Genomic DNA, 18,570 nt, shown 5'->3' on the forward strand with positions numbered 1-18,570 from the left:
CCTCTTCAAGGGCGACGCCAGTCACCCGGCCGGCCCCTACGGCCTCGGCCAGCGGGTCCCGATGATCGTCGTCTCGCCCTGGAGCAAGGGCCGGACCAGTCCAGGCGCTTCCAGGGGCGCGGGGAACTGCGCGACCAGCCACAACGAACCCGCACCCGCCCGACTACCCTGCCCCTATGCCCCCTGCCGCGCCCGCCTACCGCCGCCTGAACGTCGAAGAACGCCGCAGCCAGCTCCTCGAAGCCGCCCTCACTCTCTTCGCGCACCGCGCTCCCGAAGAGGTCTCCCTCGACGACGTGGCGGAGGCGGCCGGTGTCTCCCGGCCCCTGGTGTACCGGTACTTCCCGGGCGGCAAGCAGCAGCTCTACGAAGCCGCCCTGCGCTCCGCCGCCGAGGAACTCCAGCAGTGCTTCGACGAACCCCGCGAGGGCCCCCTCCTCCCCCGCCTCGCCCGCGCCCTCGACCGCTACCTCGGCTTCGTCGACCAGCACGACGCCGGTTTCAGCGCACTGCTCCAGGGCGGGAGCGTCGTGGAGACATCTCGTACGACGGCCATCGTGGACGGCGTACGCCGGGCCGCCGCCGTGCACATCCTCAGCCATCTCGGCGTCACCGAACCGGGCCCGCGGCTGCGGATGACCGTACGGATGTGGATCACCGCCGTGGAAGCGGCCTCCCTCATCTGGCTCGACGAGGACAAGCAGCCGCCCGCCGACGAGCTGCGGGACTGGCTGGTCGAGCAGTTCGCGGCGGTGCTGTCGGTGACGGCCCGGCGGGACCCGCAGACCGCCGGGCTTGTCCGGGCCCTCGCGACGGATGGCTGACACTGGTGGCGTGAAGAGCGAAGAGACCCCGTTCGAGGGCGGCCCGATGGACGGGCGTTCCCTGCCGGTGCTGGTGGGACCCACCGGGAACCCGCCGAAGACCTACCGCATCCCGGTCCCCGACGCGGACGGCGGCCCGCCCACGGTGCTCTTGTACCGCCGGGTGCCCAGGGGGCACAGCAAGCGGCTCGGTCTGCCGAAGGGCTGGAAGTACGAGTACGACCCGCAGGGTAAGCGCGGCAGCGGCCTGCGCTGGCCGTGGTCCAAGCCGGACCCCGCACCGGACCCCGCACCGGACGCCACGCCGGGCGGCAAGCCGGACGACACCCACGGGTGACCAGGTTGCGCCGAACCGCCTACACCCGGCGCGCGGGCCCGGCGCCCCCGTCTGATGCTCACGGTGCGGGGCGGAAATGCCGCCGCGCAACGGAGGTGATGACGTGTCAGGAAGGCTTCTGCGTCTGGTCTGTACGGCGGCGGTGGCGGCCGGCACCGTCCTCGCGCCGCTGCCCGCCGCGGCCGTACCCTATCCGCAGGCACCCGGACAGCGGCCCGTGGCCGAGCTGCTGACGGACCTTCAGACGCGTTACCGGGACGCCGAGCAGGCCACGGAGACGTACAACGCCACCGAGGAGCAGCTGAAGAAGCAGCGCGCGGAGGTCGACCGCCTCGACTCCGAACTGGCCCGCGCCCGCCTCTCCCTGCACGACAGCCGCGGCGCCGCCGGACGGCTGGCGCGGGAGCAGTACCAGAACAGCACCTCCCTCTCCTCGTACGTCCGCCTCCTGCTGGCCCGTGATCCGCAGCACGCGCTCGACGAGGGCCATGTCATCGGCCAGTTGGCGCGAGAGCGGGCCGAGACGGTGGGCCGGCTGGTCGGCAGTGAGCGGAAGAGCGACGGCCTGGCCCGCGCGGCGCGCAAGGCGCTGGACGGTCGACTCACCCTGGCCGCACGCCAGAAGAAGGACCGCGACGACGTACGCAAGCGACTCGACGACATCGAGAAGCTCCTCGCCTCCCTCACCCCGGACCAACTCACGGCCCTCGCCGCCTTCGAGAAGACCGACGTCGACAAGGCCCAGCAGAAGTTGGTCACTTCAGGCGCGCTGGGCGACGACGACCGTGAACCGTCCCGCTCCGGAGACCGCGCCCTCCGCTACGCCGTCCAACAGATCGGCAAGCCCTACGAGTGGGGTGCGGAGGGCCCTGAGACATACGACTGCTCGGGCCTCACCTCGGAGGCATGGGGCCACGCGGGGACCCCGATCCCGAGGACGAGTGAAGAACAGTGGGCGCAACTCCCCAGAGTCCCACTGAAGGAGCTGCGCCCCGGCGACCTGGTGATCTACTTCCCCAAGGCGACACACGTGGCAATGTATTTGGGCGGCGGGAAGATCGTCCAGGCTCCGCGCACAGGCGAAAAGGTCCAGGTGTCACCTGTGGCGTCCTACCCCATCCTTGGAGCAGTACGTCCAGACCAAGCGCCCTGAAGGGGCCCGGGGGTGAGACATTGTGCAGCTCCGCCGCGTGGGCGCGCCCAGCCACGACGAACCCGCAGCCTAGGCCGCCACAGAAGCCAGGTACGCCCCCGTCTTCTCCGGGTCGTAGAAGAAGTTCTCAAAATCGGCCGGATCGTCGAACCCGTTGGCGAACCGATCCGCCACCGGCTGCAACTGGCCTGCCGCACCGATGAGGTTGAGGATGTGCTCCGGCGGCGGGCCGAGCATCGCGTTGGTCCACTTGGTGACGTGCTGCGCGGTGTCCCAGTACCGCTCGAACGTGGCCCGCATCCAGTCCCCGTCGAACTCCTTCTCCCCGTGTTCGAGGATCGACGCGAGATATGAAGCGGCGCACTTGGCCGCGGAGTTGGAACCCTGGCCGGTGATCGGGTCGTTGGCGACGACGACGTCGGCGACGCCCAGCACCAGCCCGCCGCCGGGGAGTTGGCCGACGGGGTTGCGGACCGTGGGCGCGTAGCGCCCGGCCAACGTGCCGCCGGCATCCGTGAGTTCGACGTTCCGCGCCCGCTCGTACTCCCAGGGCGTGAACTTCTCCATGAGTTCCAGGGTCAGGGAGAGGTGCTCGCCCGGGTCCTTGACGCCGTTGAAGACGTCGAGGGGGCCGCCGGGTATGCCTTCCCAGAACAGTATGTCGGCGCGGCCGGAGGTGGTGAGCGTCGGCATGACGAACAACTCGCCCACGCCGGGCACCAGGTTGCAGCGGACCGCGTCGTAGTCCGGGTGCTCGGGGCGCGGGCCCAGACCGTGGACGTAGGAGACCGCGAGCGCCCGCTGCGGCTCGGTGTACGGGGAGCGCTCCGGGTCGCGGGCGAACATCGACACCAGCTCGCCCTTGCCGGCCGAGACGAGGACGAGGTCGTACGTGCGGGAGAAGTAGTCGAGGTCGCCGACCGCTGCGCCGTGGATGACCAGTTGGCCGCCGCGCTGGGCGAACGTCTCCATCCAGCCGGCCATCTTGACCCGCTGGTCGACCGACTGCGCGTACCCGTCGAGCCTGCCCACCCAGTCGATCGCGCGCTGCGTCGGACCCGGGTCGTGCGAGCCGGGGGCGGCGACCGAGACGCCGAGTCCTTCGATCTTCGGGGCCTGGGACTCCCAGAAGTTCAACTGGAGATCGCGCTCGTGCTGCAGTGCCGTGGTGAACATGCACTGCGTCGACATGACCCGCCCGGAACGGATCTCGTCCGCCGTCCGGTTGGACATCAGGGTGACCTCGTACCCGTGCGACTGGAGTCCGAGGGCGAGTTGGAGCCCGGACTGGCCGGCTCCGACGACGAGTATCTTCCGCATACGGGTGGTGACTCCTAGGTCGCGACTGATCGAGGACTGCTCGGGGGCTACTCGGGGGTGACGTCCAGCGCGTGGCCGACGAGCGCGAGCAGGGTCTCGATGGCCGAAATCCGCCGCCGCGCATCCATGATCATTACAGGTATGTGCGCGGGAATCGTCAATGCCTCCCGCACATCCTCCGGGTCGAACCGCTCACTGCCGTCGAAGTGGTTGACCGCGACGACGTACGGCAGACCGCAGCTCTCGAAGTAGTCCAGCGCGGGGAAGCAGTCCTTGAGGCGGCGGGTGTCGGCAAGCACGACGGCGCCTATCGCGCCGCGCACCAGGTCGTCCCACATGAACCAGAACCGCTGCTGGCCCGGCGTACCGAACAGGTAGAGCACCAGGTCGTCGTCGAGGGTGAGGCGGCCGTAGTCCATGGCGACCGTGGTGGTCGTCTTCTCCGGGGTGCCCGTGAGGTCGTCGGTGTCCTCGCTGGCCTCGGTCATCAGCGCCTCCGTCTGGAGGGGCTGGATCTCGGAGACGGCGCCGACCATGGTGGTCTTGCCGGCACCGAAACCACCGGCCACCACGATCTTCGTGGCGACCGGCGCGCGGGTGCGGTCCAACTGCCAGGCCCGCGGCTGCTCCTCGTCGTCGAGGAGCGGGGAGACGCCGTAGGCGGCGGCGTCAGAGACGACGGAGTCCACTCAGCACCCTTTCCAGCAGAGCGCGGTCAGGACGGCCCGGGCCGTGACCGGTCCCGGTTCCGTACACACGGATCTTTCCCTGGTCCGCGAGATCGCTCAGGAGCACGCGGACCACGCCGAGCGGCATCTTCAGCAGCGCGGCGATCTCGGCCACCGTGCGCATACGGCGGCAGAGTTCGACGATGGCGCGCATCTCCGGCATGACCCGGGTGTTGAGCGAACCGTTCGTCAACTCCTTGCGCTCCTCCGGGGCTTCGAGCGCCGCCACGAAGGTCTCCACCAGGAGGACATGACCGAAGCGGGTACGGCCGCCGGTGAGCGAGTAGGGGCGCACCCGGGCGGGCTTGCGGCCGCCGCCGCGCACGGGCAGCTTGTTCGGCGTACTGCCGCCGCCGGTCATCGGGCACTCTCCGCGGACGCGTCTTCGAGGGACTTCCGCAGCTCGCTGCGGAGTTCGGGGGTCAGCACATGGCCGGCGCGGCCGACGAAGAGCGCCATGTGGTACGACACGACGCTCATGTCGCAGTCCGCGGAGCCGTGCACACCGAGCAGCGAACCGTCGCTGATCGACATCACGAACAGGCTGCCCTCCTCCATCGCGACCATGGTGTGCTTCACCGGGCCGGAGTCCATCAGCTTGGCGGCGCCGATGGTGAGGCTGCCGATGCCGGAGACGATGGTGGCCAAGTCCGCCGCAGAGCCTCGCGGTCCTGTTCGCTTGGTTTCGAGGGCCTCTCTGGCCTGATCGTTGCGGTGCGGGTCGGAGGAGAGAAGCAGCAGGCCGTCGGAGGAGACGACCGCGACCGACTGGATGCCGGACACCTCCTCCACGAGGTTGCTCAGCAGCCAGTGCAGGTTGCGGGCTTCACTGCTCAGTCCGAAGGTACTGGGCGCGGTCAACTGCTTGCCTCCTCGACGGTGCCCCCCGTGGCTTCTTCGGATGGTGCGGTCGCGCCGCGCGGTGCCGGGACCGGGTTCTGGCCGGTCCGTTCGGCGATCTCCGCTTCTACGTCGCGGTAGCCGGCGGAGGCTCCGGCGCGGAAGCCGCCGAGTCTGCGGCGCAGGGCTTCTGCGTCCACGGTGCCGGTCCGCCGGCGCGGGGCCTGTGCGGGCTGGGTGATCTTTGGGGTGCGCTTGGGGAGGCCCTTGTCGGTGACGGGGTCCTCGTCGGCGCGTGTGTGCTCGGCCTCGGCTTCGCCGTCGGCCTTGCTCTCGCTGCCACCCGTACCGCCCGTGCGGCTTTCGTTGTCGGGTGCGGGTGGCCCCTGTGGGGCGTCCTCGCCGTCGGCGGCCGGCGGGTTCTCCGTCGCCGGTGGCAGCAGGAGTTCCATCGTCGTCTCGGCCGGGGTCTCCCGTACCGCCTTCTCCGCCGCCTTCTCCGCGAGCGCGACGAGGGGGTCCTCGTCCGGCTTCGAACGGCCGTCCAGGACGTTGGAGTTGACCTCGGCGGCGGCGCCGGGCAGGGAGTACGAGTGGGTGGTCCCGGCAGCCGGCGAGGACGTCGGTACGGCCGTCGTCGGGGCCGCCGCCAGGAGTGGGCCGGGCAGGACCACGACCGCCGCGATGCCGCCCTGCTTCTGGTCGCGGAGCTGGACGCGGACGCCGTGGCGATGGGCCAGGCGGGCCACGACATACAGGCCGAGGCCGAGGCCCTCCTCGCCCTCCTGGTCGTAGGGGGAGTCCGGGTCGAACTCGTTGAGGCGGGTGTTGAGGCGGGCCATGCGGTCGTCGGTCATTCCGATGCCCTCGTCCTGGACGGAGAGCATGACCTCGCCGTTCTCCAGAAGCCAGCCGGAGATCTCGACGGGGGCGTCGGGCGGGGAGAACGAGCTGGCGTTCTCCATGAGTTCGGCGAGCAGGTGGCTCAGGTCGTCGGCCGCGAAGCCGGCCACGTGCGCGTGGGGCGGGAGGGCGGAGATGCGGACGCGTTCGTAGCGTTCGATCTCGCTGACGGCCGCGCGGACGACGTCGACAAGCGGGACCGGGCCCGCGTGCTGCTGGACGTGTTCGGTGCCGGCCAGGACGAGGAGGTTCTCGCTGTGCCGACGCATGACCGTGGCGAAGTGGTCGAGCTTGAAGAGGGTGGAGAGCCGGTCGGGGTCCTGCTCGCGCTCCTCCAGGCCCTCGATGACGGCGAGTTGGCGCTCGACGAGACCGAGGGTGCGCAGTGCGAGGTTGACGAAGGTGCCGCCGATGCTGGTGCGCAGGCGCTCCAACTGGTCGGTGGAGTCGGTGACTTCGGCGCGGAGTTCCTCGCGGGCGTCGGCCATCCGCTGGCGCTGGCCGACCAGGTGCTTGCGGTCGGCCTCCAGGGTGGCGATGCGCTCGTGGAGGGCGACGGCGTGCGCGTGCAGGGAGTTGACCGAGCGGACGACCTGGGCGAACTCGTCGTTGCGGCCGGTGAACTTGATGGCTTCCTCGGCCGCCGGGTCCTCGGCGCCCGCCAGCCGGGCCGAGCCGCGGCGCAGCACCGACAGCGGGCGGGTGAGGGTGCGGGCCATGGCGGTGGCGATGCCGACGGCGAGCAGCATCAGGGCGCCGAGGATCGCGACGCGCAGCTCCAGCGCCTTGACGTCGTCGTCGCGCAGCTGGGCGAGGTCCTTGGAGCGGTGCTCGTAGAGGGCGGACTCCTCGCCGCGCATCAGGTCGACCCGGGCGGAGAGCGCTGCGTCGAGCTTCTTGGTGCTGGTGTCCAACTCGCTGTCGGACAGCGCGGGTTGGTCGGTGAGGGAGGCGAGGTACTTCTCGGCGGTGTTGACCTCTGGTCCGGTGACCGTGGAGTCGTAGCCCGCCACGGCCGCCTTCGTCGCGGTCTCGCGGAAGTCGGCGAGGGCGGCGTCGGAGCGCAGCCGGGCCTGCTGGGCGGCGGCGCTGAGGGCGTCGCGCTGCTTGGCCTGGGCGGTCGTCGAGGTCTTCTCGGTGACGGAGAGGCCGGTGGTGGGGCTGATGACCGTCTCAGTGCTGGTCGGCACGTTCAGCGCGGCCAGCAGCAGTCCGCGGGCGGCGGCGGCCTGCTGGACGGCGGCGTCGAGTTCGGCGAGCGCGTAGGCGCCGGAGCCGGCCCGCGGCGGCATCTGCTCGGCCAACTGCTCGGCGAGCCGGTGCAGTTCGGTGATGGCGCCGGAGTACGCGACATGCGCCTCCAGGGCGCTGCTCTGGCCGGTGAGCGCGGCCCGTCGTACGGCGGCGACGTCGTCGAGGTCCGAGCGCAGCGCGCCGGAGATGTCGGTGTCGGCGCGCAGTTCGTCGACCTGCCGGTCGACGCGGGCGCTGCGGTCCTCGTCGGGAGCCTGGGACTTGGGGCGACCGGCGGCGATGTAGGAGGTGACCTCGTCCCGCTCGTCGGCGAGCGAGTGGGCCAGCGACAGGGCGTCCTGGGTCTGCTCGGCGAGCGTCACCAGGTCCTGGGAGTCGTGGAGTTGGCCGGAGGCGGTGACGAGGGAGGGGACACCGGCCGCGGCGATGGCGGCGGCCACGACGGCAACGGCGACGATGAGCCGGTTGCGGACGTGGGTGCTGCGCCCCTTGCCCGCGGGATCGGGCGTGACGGCACCGGTGGCGCCCCCCTGGGGGGCCGTCTGCTTGCCTGTGCGCCGAGGCCGCTTTTTCTGCACCGGTGCTCGCATTCCTGACTCGTGATACCCATCGGGCCGGGTGACGCTCCGTCATCCCGGTACGGCGACCCTCCCAGTGCCGGTGGGCAGCGGTCGCGCATCATCCGGGCCGCCACCCGAAGGAGTGAACCCCGTTGGGGAGTTGGCGGGCAAGTTCCGCGGGCCCGTCCTGCGGCCTTGTGGGCCGCGCCGGTTGGACGTGAGCGGCGGGCTTTGGCAGGATTCGCCGCCACGCATTCCCGGAGTGATCCATTCCAGCCCAAACCAGGCGTCTGACCTGCGGGGCTGCGCCGATTCGGTGACCAGTGCCAAGCTCTTGCGGGGCCTGTGAAGAGGTCGTGCAGACTGGCCGAATGCGTACGGAACTTGTGTCGGAGCCCGGTGACCCCAACCGCCCCAACGAGGACTTCGCGAGCGTCGGCCTACCGGCCTCGGGACAGGGCGGTTCGCTGATCGTCCTGGACGGAGTGACCCCACCGAGGGGGGAGACGGGCTGTCTGCATCCGGTCCCCTGGTACATCGCGCGACTGGGCGGCGCACTGACCGAACTGACCGTTTCCTGCCGGGATCTGACGCTGGCGGAGATTCTCGCCCGGGCGATCCTCCGAACATCCGAAGCCCACTCCATCACCTGTGACCTTTCTCACCCACGCACCCCACAGGCAACCGTGGTGCTGGCCCGCTGGTCCCCGCGGGAGATCGAATATCTGGTCCTTTCGGACTCCGCCCTGCTGGTCGAATCCCCGGCCGGCGAGGTGACCGCCGTACTGGACGACCGCCTCTCGCGCCTGCCGCGCGCCGCTCTCGCCACGGACGAGCTGATCGACGCCACGCTCCGTAACAAGGAGGGGGGCTTCTTCACGGCCGCCGCCGATCCCTCGGTCGCGGAACGGGCGGTGACGGGCACGCTCCCCCGCGCCGAGGTCCGCGCCCTCGCCGCCCTGACGGACGGGGCGACGAGGTGGGTGGAGAAGTTCGGCAAGGGCGACTGGGCGGAGTGCCTGGCCCTCGTCCGGAAGGAGGGCGCGGCGGAGCTGGTGGGCAGGGTGCGGGCGCTGGAGCGCGCCGACGCGGAGACGCGGACGTATCTGCGCCGGAGCAAGACGCACGACGACGCGACGGTCGTGTACGCAGAACTGTGAGCCCCCGCTTCCGCTCCTCCCTCACTTCTCCATGACGCCGTTCAATTGGTGGAGCAGCCGGGCGAGTTCGGCGACCTCCCGGCGGTCCCAGTGGGAGAGCTGGCTGACGTAGCGGGCCCGCCGGGCCTCGCGGACGTGGGCGACGCGGCGCCGGCCCTCGTCCGTGAGGTCGACCAGCCAGGCGCGGCCGTCCGCCGGGTCCGGCTCGCGGGAGATCAGGCCCAGCTCCTCCAGGGCCCGCAGCTGGCGGGACATGGTGGCCTTGCCGACGCCGATGTAGGCGGCGAGTTCGGTGGCCCGCTGCCGCCCGTACTCGTCCAGCCGGACCAGCAGGCCGTACGCGGCGGACTCCAGGTCGGGGTGGACCTCACGGGCCATCTCGCCCTGGTTGGCCCGGGCCCGCCGGAAGAGGAACGTCAACTCGCGTTCCAGGGACAGGTATTCGGGATCGGGATCGGGGATCCCGCTGTCTCTTCTGTCCTCGTCCTTGTGCACGTCAGCACCCATGTTCTGCTTTCCTGATCGTGGAAGTCGCCGCAGTTTCGCCAGTATTTCGCAGGGTGGGACCTACGTACGACGAAGGCCCGGGCCCCTCGTGAAAAGGGACCCGGGCCATCACCTGACCGGTGGCGTCCGTCACGCCGCCACCGGAACCTCCGCGCTCGCGCCGTTCGTCGCGGGCGACAGGGCCAGCTCCAGGACCTGGCGGACGTCCGTCACCGCGTGGACGTCGAGCTTGTCCAGGACCTCGGCCGGGACGTCGTCCAGGTCGGGCTCGTTGCGCTTCGGGATGATCACCGTGGTGACGCCCGCCTGGTGCGCGGCGAGCAGCTTCTGCTTCACCCCGCCGATCGGGAGGACCCGGCCGGTCAGGGAGACCTCACCGGTCATCGCCACGTCCGTACGGACCAGCCGGCCGCTGAGCAGCGACGCGAGAGCGGTGGTCATCGTGACACCCGCGCTCGGGCCGTCCTTCGGCACCGAACCCGCCGGGAAGTGGATGTGTACACCCCGGTCCTTCAGGTCGGCGACGGGCAGCTCCAGTTCGGCGCCGTGCGAGCGCAGGAACGACAGGGCGATCTGCGCGCTCTCCTTCATCACGTCACCGAGCTGACCGGTCAGGGTCAGACCCGCCGCGCCCGTCTCCGGGTCGGCCAGCGACGCCTCGACGTAGAGGACGTCACCGCCCGCCCCGGTGACCGCGAGCCCGGTGGCGACACCGGGGACCGCCGTACGGCGCTCCGCCGGGTCCTGGGCGGACTCGGGCACGTGGTGCGGCCGACCGATCAGACCGCGCAGGTCGGCGTCGGTCACCGTGAACGGCAGCTCCCGCTCGCCCAGCTCGTGCTGCGCGGCGATCTTGCGCAGCAGCCGGGCGATCGACCGCTCCAGCGTGCGGACACCCGCCTCACGGGTGTACTCACCGGCGAGCTTGCGCAGCGCGCTCTCGTCGATGACGACCTCGTCGTCCTTCAGGCCCGCCCGCTCCAGCTGGCGCGGGAGCAGGTGGTCACGGGCGATGACGACCTTCTCGTCCTCGGTGTAGCCGTCCAGCCGGACCAGTTCCATCCGGTCGAGCAGCGCCTCCGGGATGGCCTCCAGGACGTTCGCCGTCGCGAGGAACACGACGTCGGACAGGTCGAGTTCGACCTCCAGGTAGTGGTCGCGGAAGGTGTGGTTCTGCGCGGGGTCGAGGACCTCCAGCAGAGCCGCGGCCGGGTCGCCCCGGTAGTCGGACCCCACCTTGTCGATCTCGTCCAGCAGGACCACCGGGTTCATGGACCCGGCCTCCTTGATGGCGCGGACGACACGGCCGGGCAGCGCACCGACGTACGTACGGCGGTGGCCGCGGATCTCGGCCTCGTCCCGCACACCGCCGAGCGCGACCCGCACGAACTTCCGGCCCATCGCGTGCGCGACGGACTCGCCGAGCGAGGTCTTGCCGACACCGGGCGGACCGACTAGGGCCAGTACGGCACCGCCGCGCCGCCCGCCGACGACACCCAGCCCGCGCTCGCTGCGGCGCTTGCGCACGGCCAGGTACTCGGTGATGCGTGCCTTCACGTCCTCCAGACCGGCGTGCTCGGCGTCCAGGATCGCCTTGGCGCCCCGGATGTCGTACTCGTCCTCGGTCCTTTCGTTCCACGGCAGTTCGAGGACGGTGTCCAGCCACGTACGGATCCACGACCCCTCGGGCGACTGGTCGGAGGACCGCTCCAGCTTGTCGACCTCCTTGAGGGCGGCCTCGCGGACCTTCTCGGGAAGATCGGCGGCCTCGACCCGGGCGCGGTAGTCGTCGGACTCCTCGCCGTCCTTGGCCGAGTCGCCGTTCAGCTCACGCAGCTCCTTGCGGACGGCTTCGAGCTGGCGGCGGAGCAGGAACTCGCGCTGCTGCTTGTCGACGCCTTCCTGCACGTCCTTGGCGATGGTCTCGGCAACGTCCTGCTCGGCGAGGTGGTCGCGCAGGTGCTGCGTGGCGAGCTTCAGCCGGGCCACCGGGTCGGCGGTCTCCAGCAGCTCGATCTTCTGTTCGGTAGTGAGGAAAGGTGAGTAACCGGAGTTGTCGGCGAGCGTGGACACGTCGTCAATGGCCTGCACACGGTCGACGACCTGCCAGGCCCCGCGCTTGCGCAGCCACGCGGTGGCCAGCGCCTTGTACTCCTTCACCAGCTCGGTCACGGAGCCGGGCAGGGGTTCGGGCAGGCTCTCGTCGAGCGCGGTGCCCTCGACCCAGAGCGCAGCACCGGGACCGGTGGTACCGGCGCCGATCTTCACGCGACTGCGGCCGCGGATCAGCGCACCCGGGTCGCCGTCGGCCAGCCGGCCGACCTGCTCGATGGTGCCCAGCACACCCGTGCTCGCGTATGTCCCGTCGATGCGTGGCACCAGCAGGACCTTGGGCTTTCCGGGCTCGGACCGGGCGGCGGCCTGGGCGGCCTCCACGGCGGCGCGTACATCGGTGTCGTTCAGGTCCAGCGGAACCACCATTCCGGGCAGCACGACCTCGTCGTCGAGCGGCAGCACGGGCAGGGTGAGCGGTGTGGACGTCGAAGCCATGATCTCCCCTTAGGCAGTCAAGTTGAGCTATGCCGACTCAATGCCTGGGCGCCTTCGGTTGTTCCCCACCGGCTGTTCGCCGTGAGCGATCAGAGGGGAGGGTCCTGCCTCAGTGCAGGTCAACACGGGAAGGAGGCGCGGGCTTCCCGGGAGTAGGGGGCGTTGTGCCGCCGGGAGAACAGCTCCACCTGCTCCAGACTCACGGCGCCATGGAACAACTGCCCGAGAGCGTGGACCGGGAGATCCTGGAGCACCGGATCATCTCTGCGCTCGCCGCCATCCGCGAGGCCCTGGGATGCACCCTGCACCAGGCGCTCGATGTCTTCGCGGAGCGGTACGAGGAGCTCCGCCGTGATCGCCCGGACGACTTCGCCCTGAGCCGGGACGAATACGGCCGAGGCTTCTACTCCTGAACCGGCCGACCCGGCCGGAGCGGGCCCGGCCCGGACGTGCGGCGATGCTCGCCACCCCGGGAGGCCGGACCACCGGACCGGCCGGATCAGGAGACCGTGCGGCCCACGTACGCCAGCAGCCGCGCATGAGGGGCCGCGTCCGCCGAGGCCCGGACCTCGGGGCCGAAGACGCCCGGTACGCGGTACGCGTCGAAGCCGCCCATGCCCCGCGTCAACGCCAGCAGCTCCCCGCACAACTCCTCGTCCACCAGAGCCCGTTGGTCCGTCGCGACCGCCAGGTCCACGCCGTGGACACAGATCTCCGTGAAGTGGATCAGCGCGGCCATCGGGCCGGGCAGCGCGCCGAGTGAGATGTGGACGGTGGTGTCGAGGGCGCCGGGGCGGTTCCAGGCCGCGCTGTCGGCCCCGGCCGCCTCCGCGTACGCGCCCCGGGGATCCGCGCCCAGCCAGTCGGACTCGTGCTCGGCGACGGGGCCGGCGCCGTTCAGTTCGGCGGTGAAGATGCGCATCCCGCCCACCGTGTGGTTGAGGAGGGTCCGGGCGTCCCACTCCGCGCACGGGGTGGGGTTCGTCCACTGGCCCTCCGCAACTCCCGCCACCACAAGGCCGGTTGCCGCGAGCGCCCGCTCGATCCGCCGTACCACCGCGACCGTCTCCGCCACTTGGACCTCCCCCGCAACGCCATTCATAGGCAACTGCCGCAAACTGCAAGCGGATTCACAGCTGAGCGGGTGCGCGTGGATGAACATACGGGGACACGGGGGACGACATGGACAAGGACAAGGATCAGCATCAGGAGCGGCGCGGGCCCGGCAGGCGCGCTGTCGTGGCCGGAGCCGCGGTGGTCGCGACGGCGGCGGCGATCCCGGCCGTCCTCCACGCGGTGAAGGACGACAAGCCCACCGCCCCGGCCGAACCGGCCACGCCCGTACGGAACTTCGCCGCCCCCTCACCCACGCCCCGCACCCGCGCCCGGGGCGACGACCGCCCCAACATCCTGCTCGTCGTCACGGACGACCAGCCCAAGGACACCGAGTGGGCGACCCCGCAGACCGTCGACTGGCTCGGCGACCACGGCGTCACCTTCGAGCGGGCGCACGCCAACACCCCGCTGTGCGCGCCCTCCCGCGCCTCGATCATGTCGGGCCGTTACGCCCACAACCACGGCGTCCTGGACACCCGTCACCCCTACCACCTGGACCAACACACCACCGTGCAACGGCAGTTGCACGACTCCGGTTACCGCACCGGCCTGTTCGGCAAGTACCTGAACTACTGGCACACCGGCGACAACCCGCCCCACTTCGACGAGTGGCTGCTCCAGGAACCGGTGGCGTACTACAACGGCCATTACAACGACGGCGGGACCGTCCGGAACATCCCCGGCTACAACACCACCGTCATCAAGAACCGCGCCCTCGCCTTCCTGGAGGGTTCGAGGACGGACCGGCGGCCGTGGTTCGCGTACGTCGCCACGCGCAGCGCCCACGAACTGAACATCCCGGAGAAGAAGTACACCCGCACACGCGTCCCCGAGTGGCCGGGACGGCCGTCCGTCTTCGAGACCGACAAGGCCGACAAGCCCGCGTTCCTGCGCCGGGCCGAGCACGGTCTGGCCGCCGGACAGGCCCTGCGCGCCCGGCAGTTGAGGACCCTGCTGTCGGTGGACGACGCGATGCGCGACTTCCGCGACCGGCTGCGGTCGCTCGGCCAGCTGGAGAACACGCTCGTGCTGTACACCAGCGATCACGGCCTGTGCTGGGGCGACCACGGCTGGCTGCGCAAGTCGGTGCCGTACCGGCCGAGTCTGGAAGTGCCGTTCCAGTTGTCCTGGCCGGCCCGGGGTCTCGACAGGGGCACCTCGGACGACCGCCTCACCGGTCACGTCGACCTCGCGCCCACCCTCCTCGACGCAGCCGGCCTCACCCCGGACACCCCGCACGACGGCCACTCGCTCCTCGGCACCGGCGACCGGGGCCATCTGCTCGCCGAGTGGTGGTGGAACCGGCAGGACAAGGAGCCGATCCACACCTGGGCGACGTACATCGGGAAGTCGGAGCAGTACACCGAGTACTACCGCACCCGTCTCGACAACAACGGCCGACCCACGGACGGCGACGGCAAGGTGCTCTTCCGCGAGTACTACGACCTCCGCGCCGACCCGTACCAGCTCACCAACAAGCTGCACGGAGCAACCCCCGCGCAGGAAGCGCGACTTGGCATCCCGGCCCTGGCGAAAGGGCTGAACGCGGCCAGACGGGCCGGGAGTTAGACCCGGCCGACCTCGACCCGGTCCGTCCCGGCCACCTCGACCCAGGCCAACCGGACCATCCGCCCGTCCCGCTGCCAGCGCCGTATCAGCGGCCAGGTCGCGACGCCCATCGTGAGCGAGATCAGGTGGCCCCAGTTGGTCATGGGGTCGGTGAACGCGATCAGGTCCGTGACCAGGGTCCAGCCGAACAGGGCGAGCAGCGGCAGCCCGAGCCAGGGCCTGAGCAGACCCGCCAGCGCCCCGGTGCTCGCGGCGACGCCGAAACTGATGCCGTAGTCGAGGCGGTGCAGCGAGGTGTCGGGCAGATGCCCCGCCAACACGGCCAGCCCCACGGTGCCCTCGGTCGCGAGCGTGGCCAGGATGTGGCCGGTCAGGAACACTCCGGCGGCGCGCACCCCGCCGATCCGCCGCTCCAGCGCGGTCAGCACCAGCAGGAAGAGGATCGCGTACGGCGACATCACCCCGCCGACGATCCACAGCGCGCTGGCGACCAGCACCAGGAACGGGTCGCTGACGAGATGGGTGACATCGGTGCTGGAGGCCTGGTGCAGCTGGTTCACCAGCGTGGGAGAGGCGTACTGCGCGATGAACGAGGTGACGACGAGCAGCGTCCCGTAACCGAAGGTGAACGGCGTCCCGGTGGGCGTCGGCAGCAGCCGCCAGGGGCGGACCAGACGCAGCAGGCCCGGGACGCGCGGTGCGCGGGGAACGGCAGGGGTGGACGCCGAGACGGAGACCGCCGGCCGGCTCAACCCCCAGGCCGTTTCCACCACTTCACGCTGTCTTGGCATGGCGTCCAGCAGAGAGGAGTCCTCCCCGGCCGAAGGCGCGCCCGAGGGCGTGGCGGAGACCTGGGTATCGGCCGTCGCGGTCCGTTCCACCGTGAGGGGCTCCTTCCGTTTCACCCCACCCTTCGCCGTCCCACCTGTCGCTGTCTATGACCGACGCCACGCGAGAGCCGATTCACAGCAACCTCCAAGGCTTCTTGCGCGTCCACAGGCGGCCGATCCCGCCGCCCGATCCGGTGAAACTGCCAAAATGGGGCGCATGACCACCGCGTACGACACTCCCGTTGTCCTGGACCGTCGCGAGGGCCCCTACGGCGAGGTGGTGCTGCGCCGGCACGGGGAGTTGCTGCAGATCATCGCCAACGGGTGCTTCCTGATGGACACCTCGGACGGGCGCTCGGAGCGGCTGCTGGTCGACGCCGCGTACGCCGCGCTCGACGGGCGCCCCCAACCGGACGTGCTGATCGGCGGGTTGGGCGTGGGTTTCTCGCTCGCGCACGCCGCCGCCGACCCCCGCTGGGGCCGGATCACGGTCGTGGAGCGGGAGCCCGCGATCGTCGAATGGCACCGCTCTGGCCCGCTGTCCGCGCTCTCCGCGGCCGCTCTCGCCGACCCGCGCACCGACATTCTGAAAACGGATCTGGTCGCATTCGTCAATGAGACTTGCGCCACTTTCGACGCGCTCTGCCTCGACATCGACAACGGCCCCGACTGGACCGTCACCGACAGCAACGAAACCCTCTACTCACCGGCCGGACTGGCAAGCTGCGCAAGGGTGTTGAGGCCTGAAGGGGTACTCGCCGTGTGGTCGGCGCAGCCCTCTCCGGAATTTGAGCGAACCTTATGGAATGCCGGGTTCCAGCAGGTGCGTACCGAAGAGATCCTCGTTGCCCGAGGAGTTCCCGACGTCGTGCACCTCGCCGTACGACCTGGATAGCAAAGGGGTTGCCGCTGCCCGTACCCTGCTTGCCTGACGCGGATCATTCAAGCGTCAAGCGCAGTCATGGGATCACCCCACTGGTTCCGGAAAGCACACTTCAGGGGCGGGCGATGGAGCAGACACACACCTCCCACAACGGTACGGCCACGGCCACGCCGGGCGCGCAGCGCCGGGTGCTCGTGGTCGAGGACGATGCGACGATCGTCGACGCCATCGCGGCCCGTTTGCGCGCCGAGGGATTTCTCGTACAGACCGCGGGCGACGGGCCCTCGGCCGTCGACACCGCCGAGGCCTGGCAGCCCGATCTGCTGATCCTCGACATCATGCTGCCCGGCTTCGACGGCCTGGAGGTCTGCCGCCGGGTGCAGGCCGCCCGCCCGGTGCCGGTGCTGATGCTCACCGCGCGCGACGACGAGACCGACATGCTGGTCGGACTCGGGGTCGGCGCCGACGACTACATGACCAAGCCGTTCTCGATGCGGGAGCTGGCCGCGCGGGTGCACGTCCTGCTGCGCCGCGTGGAGCGTGCCGTGGTGGCCGCGTCCACCCCGCGCTCGGGCATCCTGCGCCTCGGCGAGCTGGAGATCGACCACGCGCAGCGCCGGGTACGGGTCCGCAGCGAGGACGTGCACCTGACGCCCACCGAGTTCGACCTGCTGGTCTGTTTGGCGAACACCCCCCGTGCCGTGCTCTCCCGCGAGCAGCTGCTCGCCGAGGTGTGGGACTGGGCGGACGCCTCCGGCACCCGCACCGTCGACAGCCACATCAAGGCACTGCGCCGGAAGATCGGCGCCGAGCGGATCCGCACGGTGCACGGTGTCGGCTACGCACTGGAGACACCGACGCCATGAGCGGCGGGCCGACGTCACGGAGGAGCCCCGGGGAGCCCTGGGGCGGCGTACGCCCGTTCTCGATCAAGACCAAACTGGGCGCGCTGGTCGTCATCTCGGTGCTCATCACCACCGGGCTGATGATGATCGCCATGCGCACGGCGACGGAGCTGCGCTTCATCACGGTCTTCTCGATGATCGCCACACTGCTGATAACGCAGTTCGTGGCCCATTCGCTCACCGCGCCGCTGGACGAGATGAACACGGTGGCCCGGTCCATCTCGCGCGGCGACTACACGCGCCGGGTGCGCGAGAACCGCCGCGACGAACTGGGCGACCTGGCCGAGACGATCAACGTCATGGCCGACGAGCTGGAGGCCCAGGAGCGCCAGCGCAAGGAACTCGTCGCCAACGTCTCGCACGAGCTGCGCACCCCCATCGCGGGCCTGCGCGCCGTTCTGGAGAACGTCGTCGACGGCGTCTCGGCCGCCGACCCGGAGACCATGCGCACGGCGCTGAAGCAGACCGAACGCTTGGGACGTCTTGTCGAGACGCTCCTTGACCTCTCCCGCCTGGACAACGGCGTCGTACCCCTGAAGACGCGCCGCTTCGAGGTGTGGCCGTATCTCTCGGGCGTGCTCAAGGAGGTCAACATGGTCGCCTCCGCGCGCGCCGGCATCGCGTCCGGCTCGGGCAGCCACACGCGCACGGACGTCCATCTGCACCTGGACGTGTCCCCGCCGGAGCTGACCGCGCTCGCCGACCCGGAGCGCATCCACCAGGTCGTCGCCAACCTCATCGACAACGCGGTGAAGCACAGCCCGGCGCACGGGCGCGTGACGGTCAAGGCGCGGCGCGGGTCGCTGCCGGAGTCGTTGGAGCTGGAGGTCCTGGACGAGGGGCCCGGCATCCCGAAGGCGGAGTGGGCGCACATCTTCGAGCGGTTCAACCGGGGAGCGGTGAGCGCGCCCCACGGACCCGGCAGCGACGGCGGTACGGGCCTCGGCCTGGCGATCGCCCGCTGGGCGGTGGACCTGCACGGCGGCCGGATCGGTGTGGCCGAATCCGACCGTGGCTGCAGGATTATCGTCACTCTCCCGGGACTGTCATCCGTGCCAAGTTGACGTAAAGTTCGACCCGGAGCCCCAAGATCCACGGCGGTCCGCGCTGACGGACACGTGTGATCAGGCA

The 18,570-nt window shown here is 70.5% G+C and carries 18 protein-coding genes; 9 read left to right on the forward strand and 9 right to left on the reverse strand.

Features of this window, described 5'->3' with window-relative positions:
- Positions 1 to 176 precede the first annotated feature (176 nt).
- The 3 genes from AB0I51_RS45320 (at position 177) to AB0I51_RS45330 (ending at position 2,314) form a co-directional block, all read left to right on the forward strand.
- A complete protein-coding gene (locus AB0I51_RS45320) occupies positions 177 to 824 on the forward strand; it encodes a helix-turn-helix domain-containing protein (protein ID WP_362984865.1) in 648 nt (215 codons plus the stop codon).
- A 10-nt stretch (positions 825 to 834) separates the two neighbouring features.
- A complete protein-coding gene (locus AB0I51_RS45325) occupies positions 835 to 1,161 on the forward strand; it encodes a hypothetical protein (protein ID WP_362984867.1) in 327 nt (108 codons plus the stop codon).
- A 103-nt stretch (positions 1,162 to 1,264) separates the two neighbouring features.
- Positions 1,265 to 2,314, forward strand: a complete 1,050-nt coding sequence (locus AB0I51_RS45330; RefSeq protein ID WP_362984869.1) for a C40 family peptidase — start codon at positions 1,265 to 1,267, stop codon at positions 2,312 to 2,314.
- A 69-nt stretch (positions 2,315 to 2,383) separates the two neighbouring features.
- On the opposite strand, the gene AB0I51_RS45335 is transcribed toward AB0I51_RS45330, so the two are convergent.
- From AB0I51_RS45335 to AB0I51_RS45355, 5 genes are read right to left on the reverse strand one after another with little or no spacing between them, the layout of a single operon-like run.
- A complete protein-coding gene (locus AB0I51_RS45335; protein WP_362984871.1) occupies positions 2,384 to 3,634 on the reverse strand; it encodes a styrene monooxygenase/indole monooxygenase family protein in 1,251 nt (416 codons plus the stop codon).
- Positions 3,635 to 3,681: 47 nt separating this feature from the next.
- Entirely contained in the window at positions 3,682 to 4,323 is a 642-nt protein-coding gene (locus AB0I51_RS45340; protein ID WP_362984873.1) for an ATP/GTP-binding protein, read from the reverse strand.
- Positions 4,304 to 4,723 carry a DUF742 domain-containing protein gene (locus tag AB0I51_RS45345; RefSeq protein WP_362984875.1) on the reverse strand — a complete coding sequence of 140 codons (420 nt, stop codon included), beginning with the start codon at positions 4,721 to 4,723 and terminating at the stop codon, positions 4,304 to 4,306. The genes AB0I51_RS45340 and AB0I51_RS45345 overlap by 20 nt, the downstream gene beginning before the upstream one ends.
- Complete coding sequence (locus AB0I51_RS45350; RefSeq protein WP_362984877.1) at positions 4,720 to 5,223, reverse strand: roadblock/LC7 domain-containing protein; 504 nt, start codon at positions 5,221 to 5,223, stop codon at positions 4,720 to 4,722. The genes AB0I51_RS45345 and AB0I51_RS45350 overlap by 4 nt, the downstream gene beginning before the upstream one ends.
- Complete coding sequence (locus AB0I51_RS45355; RefSeq protein ID WP_362984879.1) at positions 5,220 to 7,937, reverse strand: nitrate- and nitrite sensing domain-containing protein; 2,718 nt, start codon at positions 7,935 to 7,937, stop codon at positions 5,220 to 5,222. The genes AB0I51_RS45350 and AB0I51_RS45355 overlap by 4 nt, the downstream gene beginning before the upstream one ends.
- Positions 7,938 to 8,290: 353 nt before the next feature.
- On the opposite strand from AB0I51_RS45355, the gene AB0I51_RS45360 reads away from it, so the two are divergent.
- Positions 8,291 to 9,079 (forward strand): protein phosphatase 2C domain-containing protein, encoded by a 789-nt coding sequence (locus AB0I51_RS45360; protein WP_362984881.1) that lies wholly within the window; start codon positions 8,291 to 8,293, stop codon positions 9,077 to 9,079.
- A gap of 21 nt (positions 9,080 to 9,100) precedes the next feature.
- Here the strand turns inward: AB0I51_RS45360 and AB0I51_RS45365 are convergent, their stop codons facing one another.
- On the reverse strand, positions 9,101 to 9,586 hold the full coding sequence (locus AB0I51_RS45365) for a MarR family transcriptional regulator (RefSeq protein ID WP_362984883.1): 486 nt from the start codon (positions 9,584 to 9,586) through the stop codon (positions 9,101 to 9,103).
- A gap of 129 nt (positions 9,587 to 9,715) precedes the next feature.
- Entirely contained in the window at positions 9,716 to 12,136 is a 2,421-nt protein-coding gene (gene lon / locus AB0I51_RS45370; protein WP_362984885.1) for an endopeptidase La, read from the reverse strand.
- 209 nt (positions 12,137 to 12,345) lie between these two features.
- Between lon and AB0I51_RS45375 the strand changes: the two genes are divergently transcribed.
- Complete coding sequence (locus AB0I51_RS45375; RefSeq protein WP_362984887.1) at positions 12,346 to 12,549, forward strand: hypothetical protein; 204 nt, start codon at positions 12,346 to 12,348, stop codon at positions 12,547 to 12,549.
- A gap of 86 nt (positions 12,550 to 12,635) precedes the next feature.
- Here AB0I51_RS45375 and AB0I51_RS45380 read toward each other — a convergent pair whose 3' ends face one another.
- On the reverse strand, positions 12,636 to 13,211 hold the full coding sequence (locus AB0I51_RS45380; protein WP_362984889.1) for a TIGR03086 family metal-binding protein: 576 nt from the start codon (positions 13,209 to 13,211) through the stop codon (positions 12,636 to 12,638).
- Positions 13,212 to 13,318: 107 nt separating this feature from the next.
- On the opposite strand from AB0I51_RS45380, the gene AB0I51_RS45385 reads away from it, so the two are divergent.
- Positions 13,319 to 14,821: a sulfatase gene (locus AB0I51_RS45385; protein WP_362984891.1), complete on the forward strand. Its 1,503-nt coding sequence runs from the start codon at positions 13,319 to 13,321 to the stop codon at positions 14,819 to 14,821.
- Here the strand turns inward: AB0I51_RS45385 and AB0I51_RS45390 are convergent.
- A complete protein-coding gene (locus AB0I51_RS45390) occupies positions 14,818 to 15,702 on the reverse strand; it encodes a rhomboid-like protein (protein ID WP_362984893.1) in 885 nt (294 codons plus the stop codon). The genes AB0I51_RS45385 and AB0I51_RS45390 overlap by 4 nt on opposite strands.
- 166 nt (positions 15,703 to 15,868) lie before the next feature.
- Between AB0I51_RS45390 and AB0I51_RS45395 the strand changes: the two genes are divergently transcribed.
- The 3 genes from AB0I51_RS45395 to AB0I51_RS45405 all read left to right on the forward strand — a co-directional run bounded on the left by AB0I51_RS45395 (position 15,869) and on the right by AB0I51_RS45405 (position 18,503).
- A complete protein-coding gene (locus AB0I51_RS45395; RefSeq protein ID WP_362984895.1) occupies positions 15,869 to 16,546 on the forward strand; it encodes a spermidine synthase in 678 nt (225 codons plus the stop codon).
- A gap of 113 nt (positions 16,547 to 16,659) precedes the next feature.
- Positions 16,660 to 17,400, forward strand: coding sequence for a response regulator transcription factor (locus tag AB0I51_RS45400; RefSeq protein WP_019075191.1), 741 nt, complete (start codon positions 16,660 to 16,662; stop codon positions 17,398 to 17,400).
- Entirely contained in the window at positions 17,397 to 18,503 is a 1,107-nt protein-coding gene (locus AB0I51_RS45405) for an ATP-binding protein (protein ID WP_362984897.1), read from the forward strand. Before AB0I51_RS45400 ends, AB0I51_RS45405 begins: the two co-directional genes overlap by 4 nt.
- Positions 18,504 to 18,570 lie beyond the last annotated feature (67 nt).

It is taken from the genome of Streptomyces sp. NPDC050549, assembly GCF_040655035.1.
Lineage (GTDB): Bacteria > Actinomycetota > Actinomycetes > Streptomycetales > Streptomycetaceae > Streptomyces.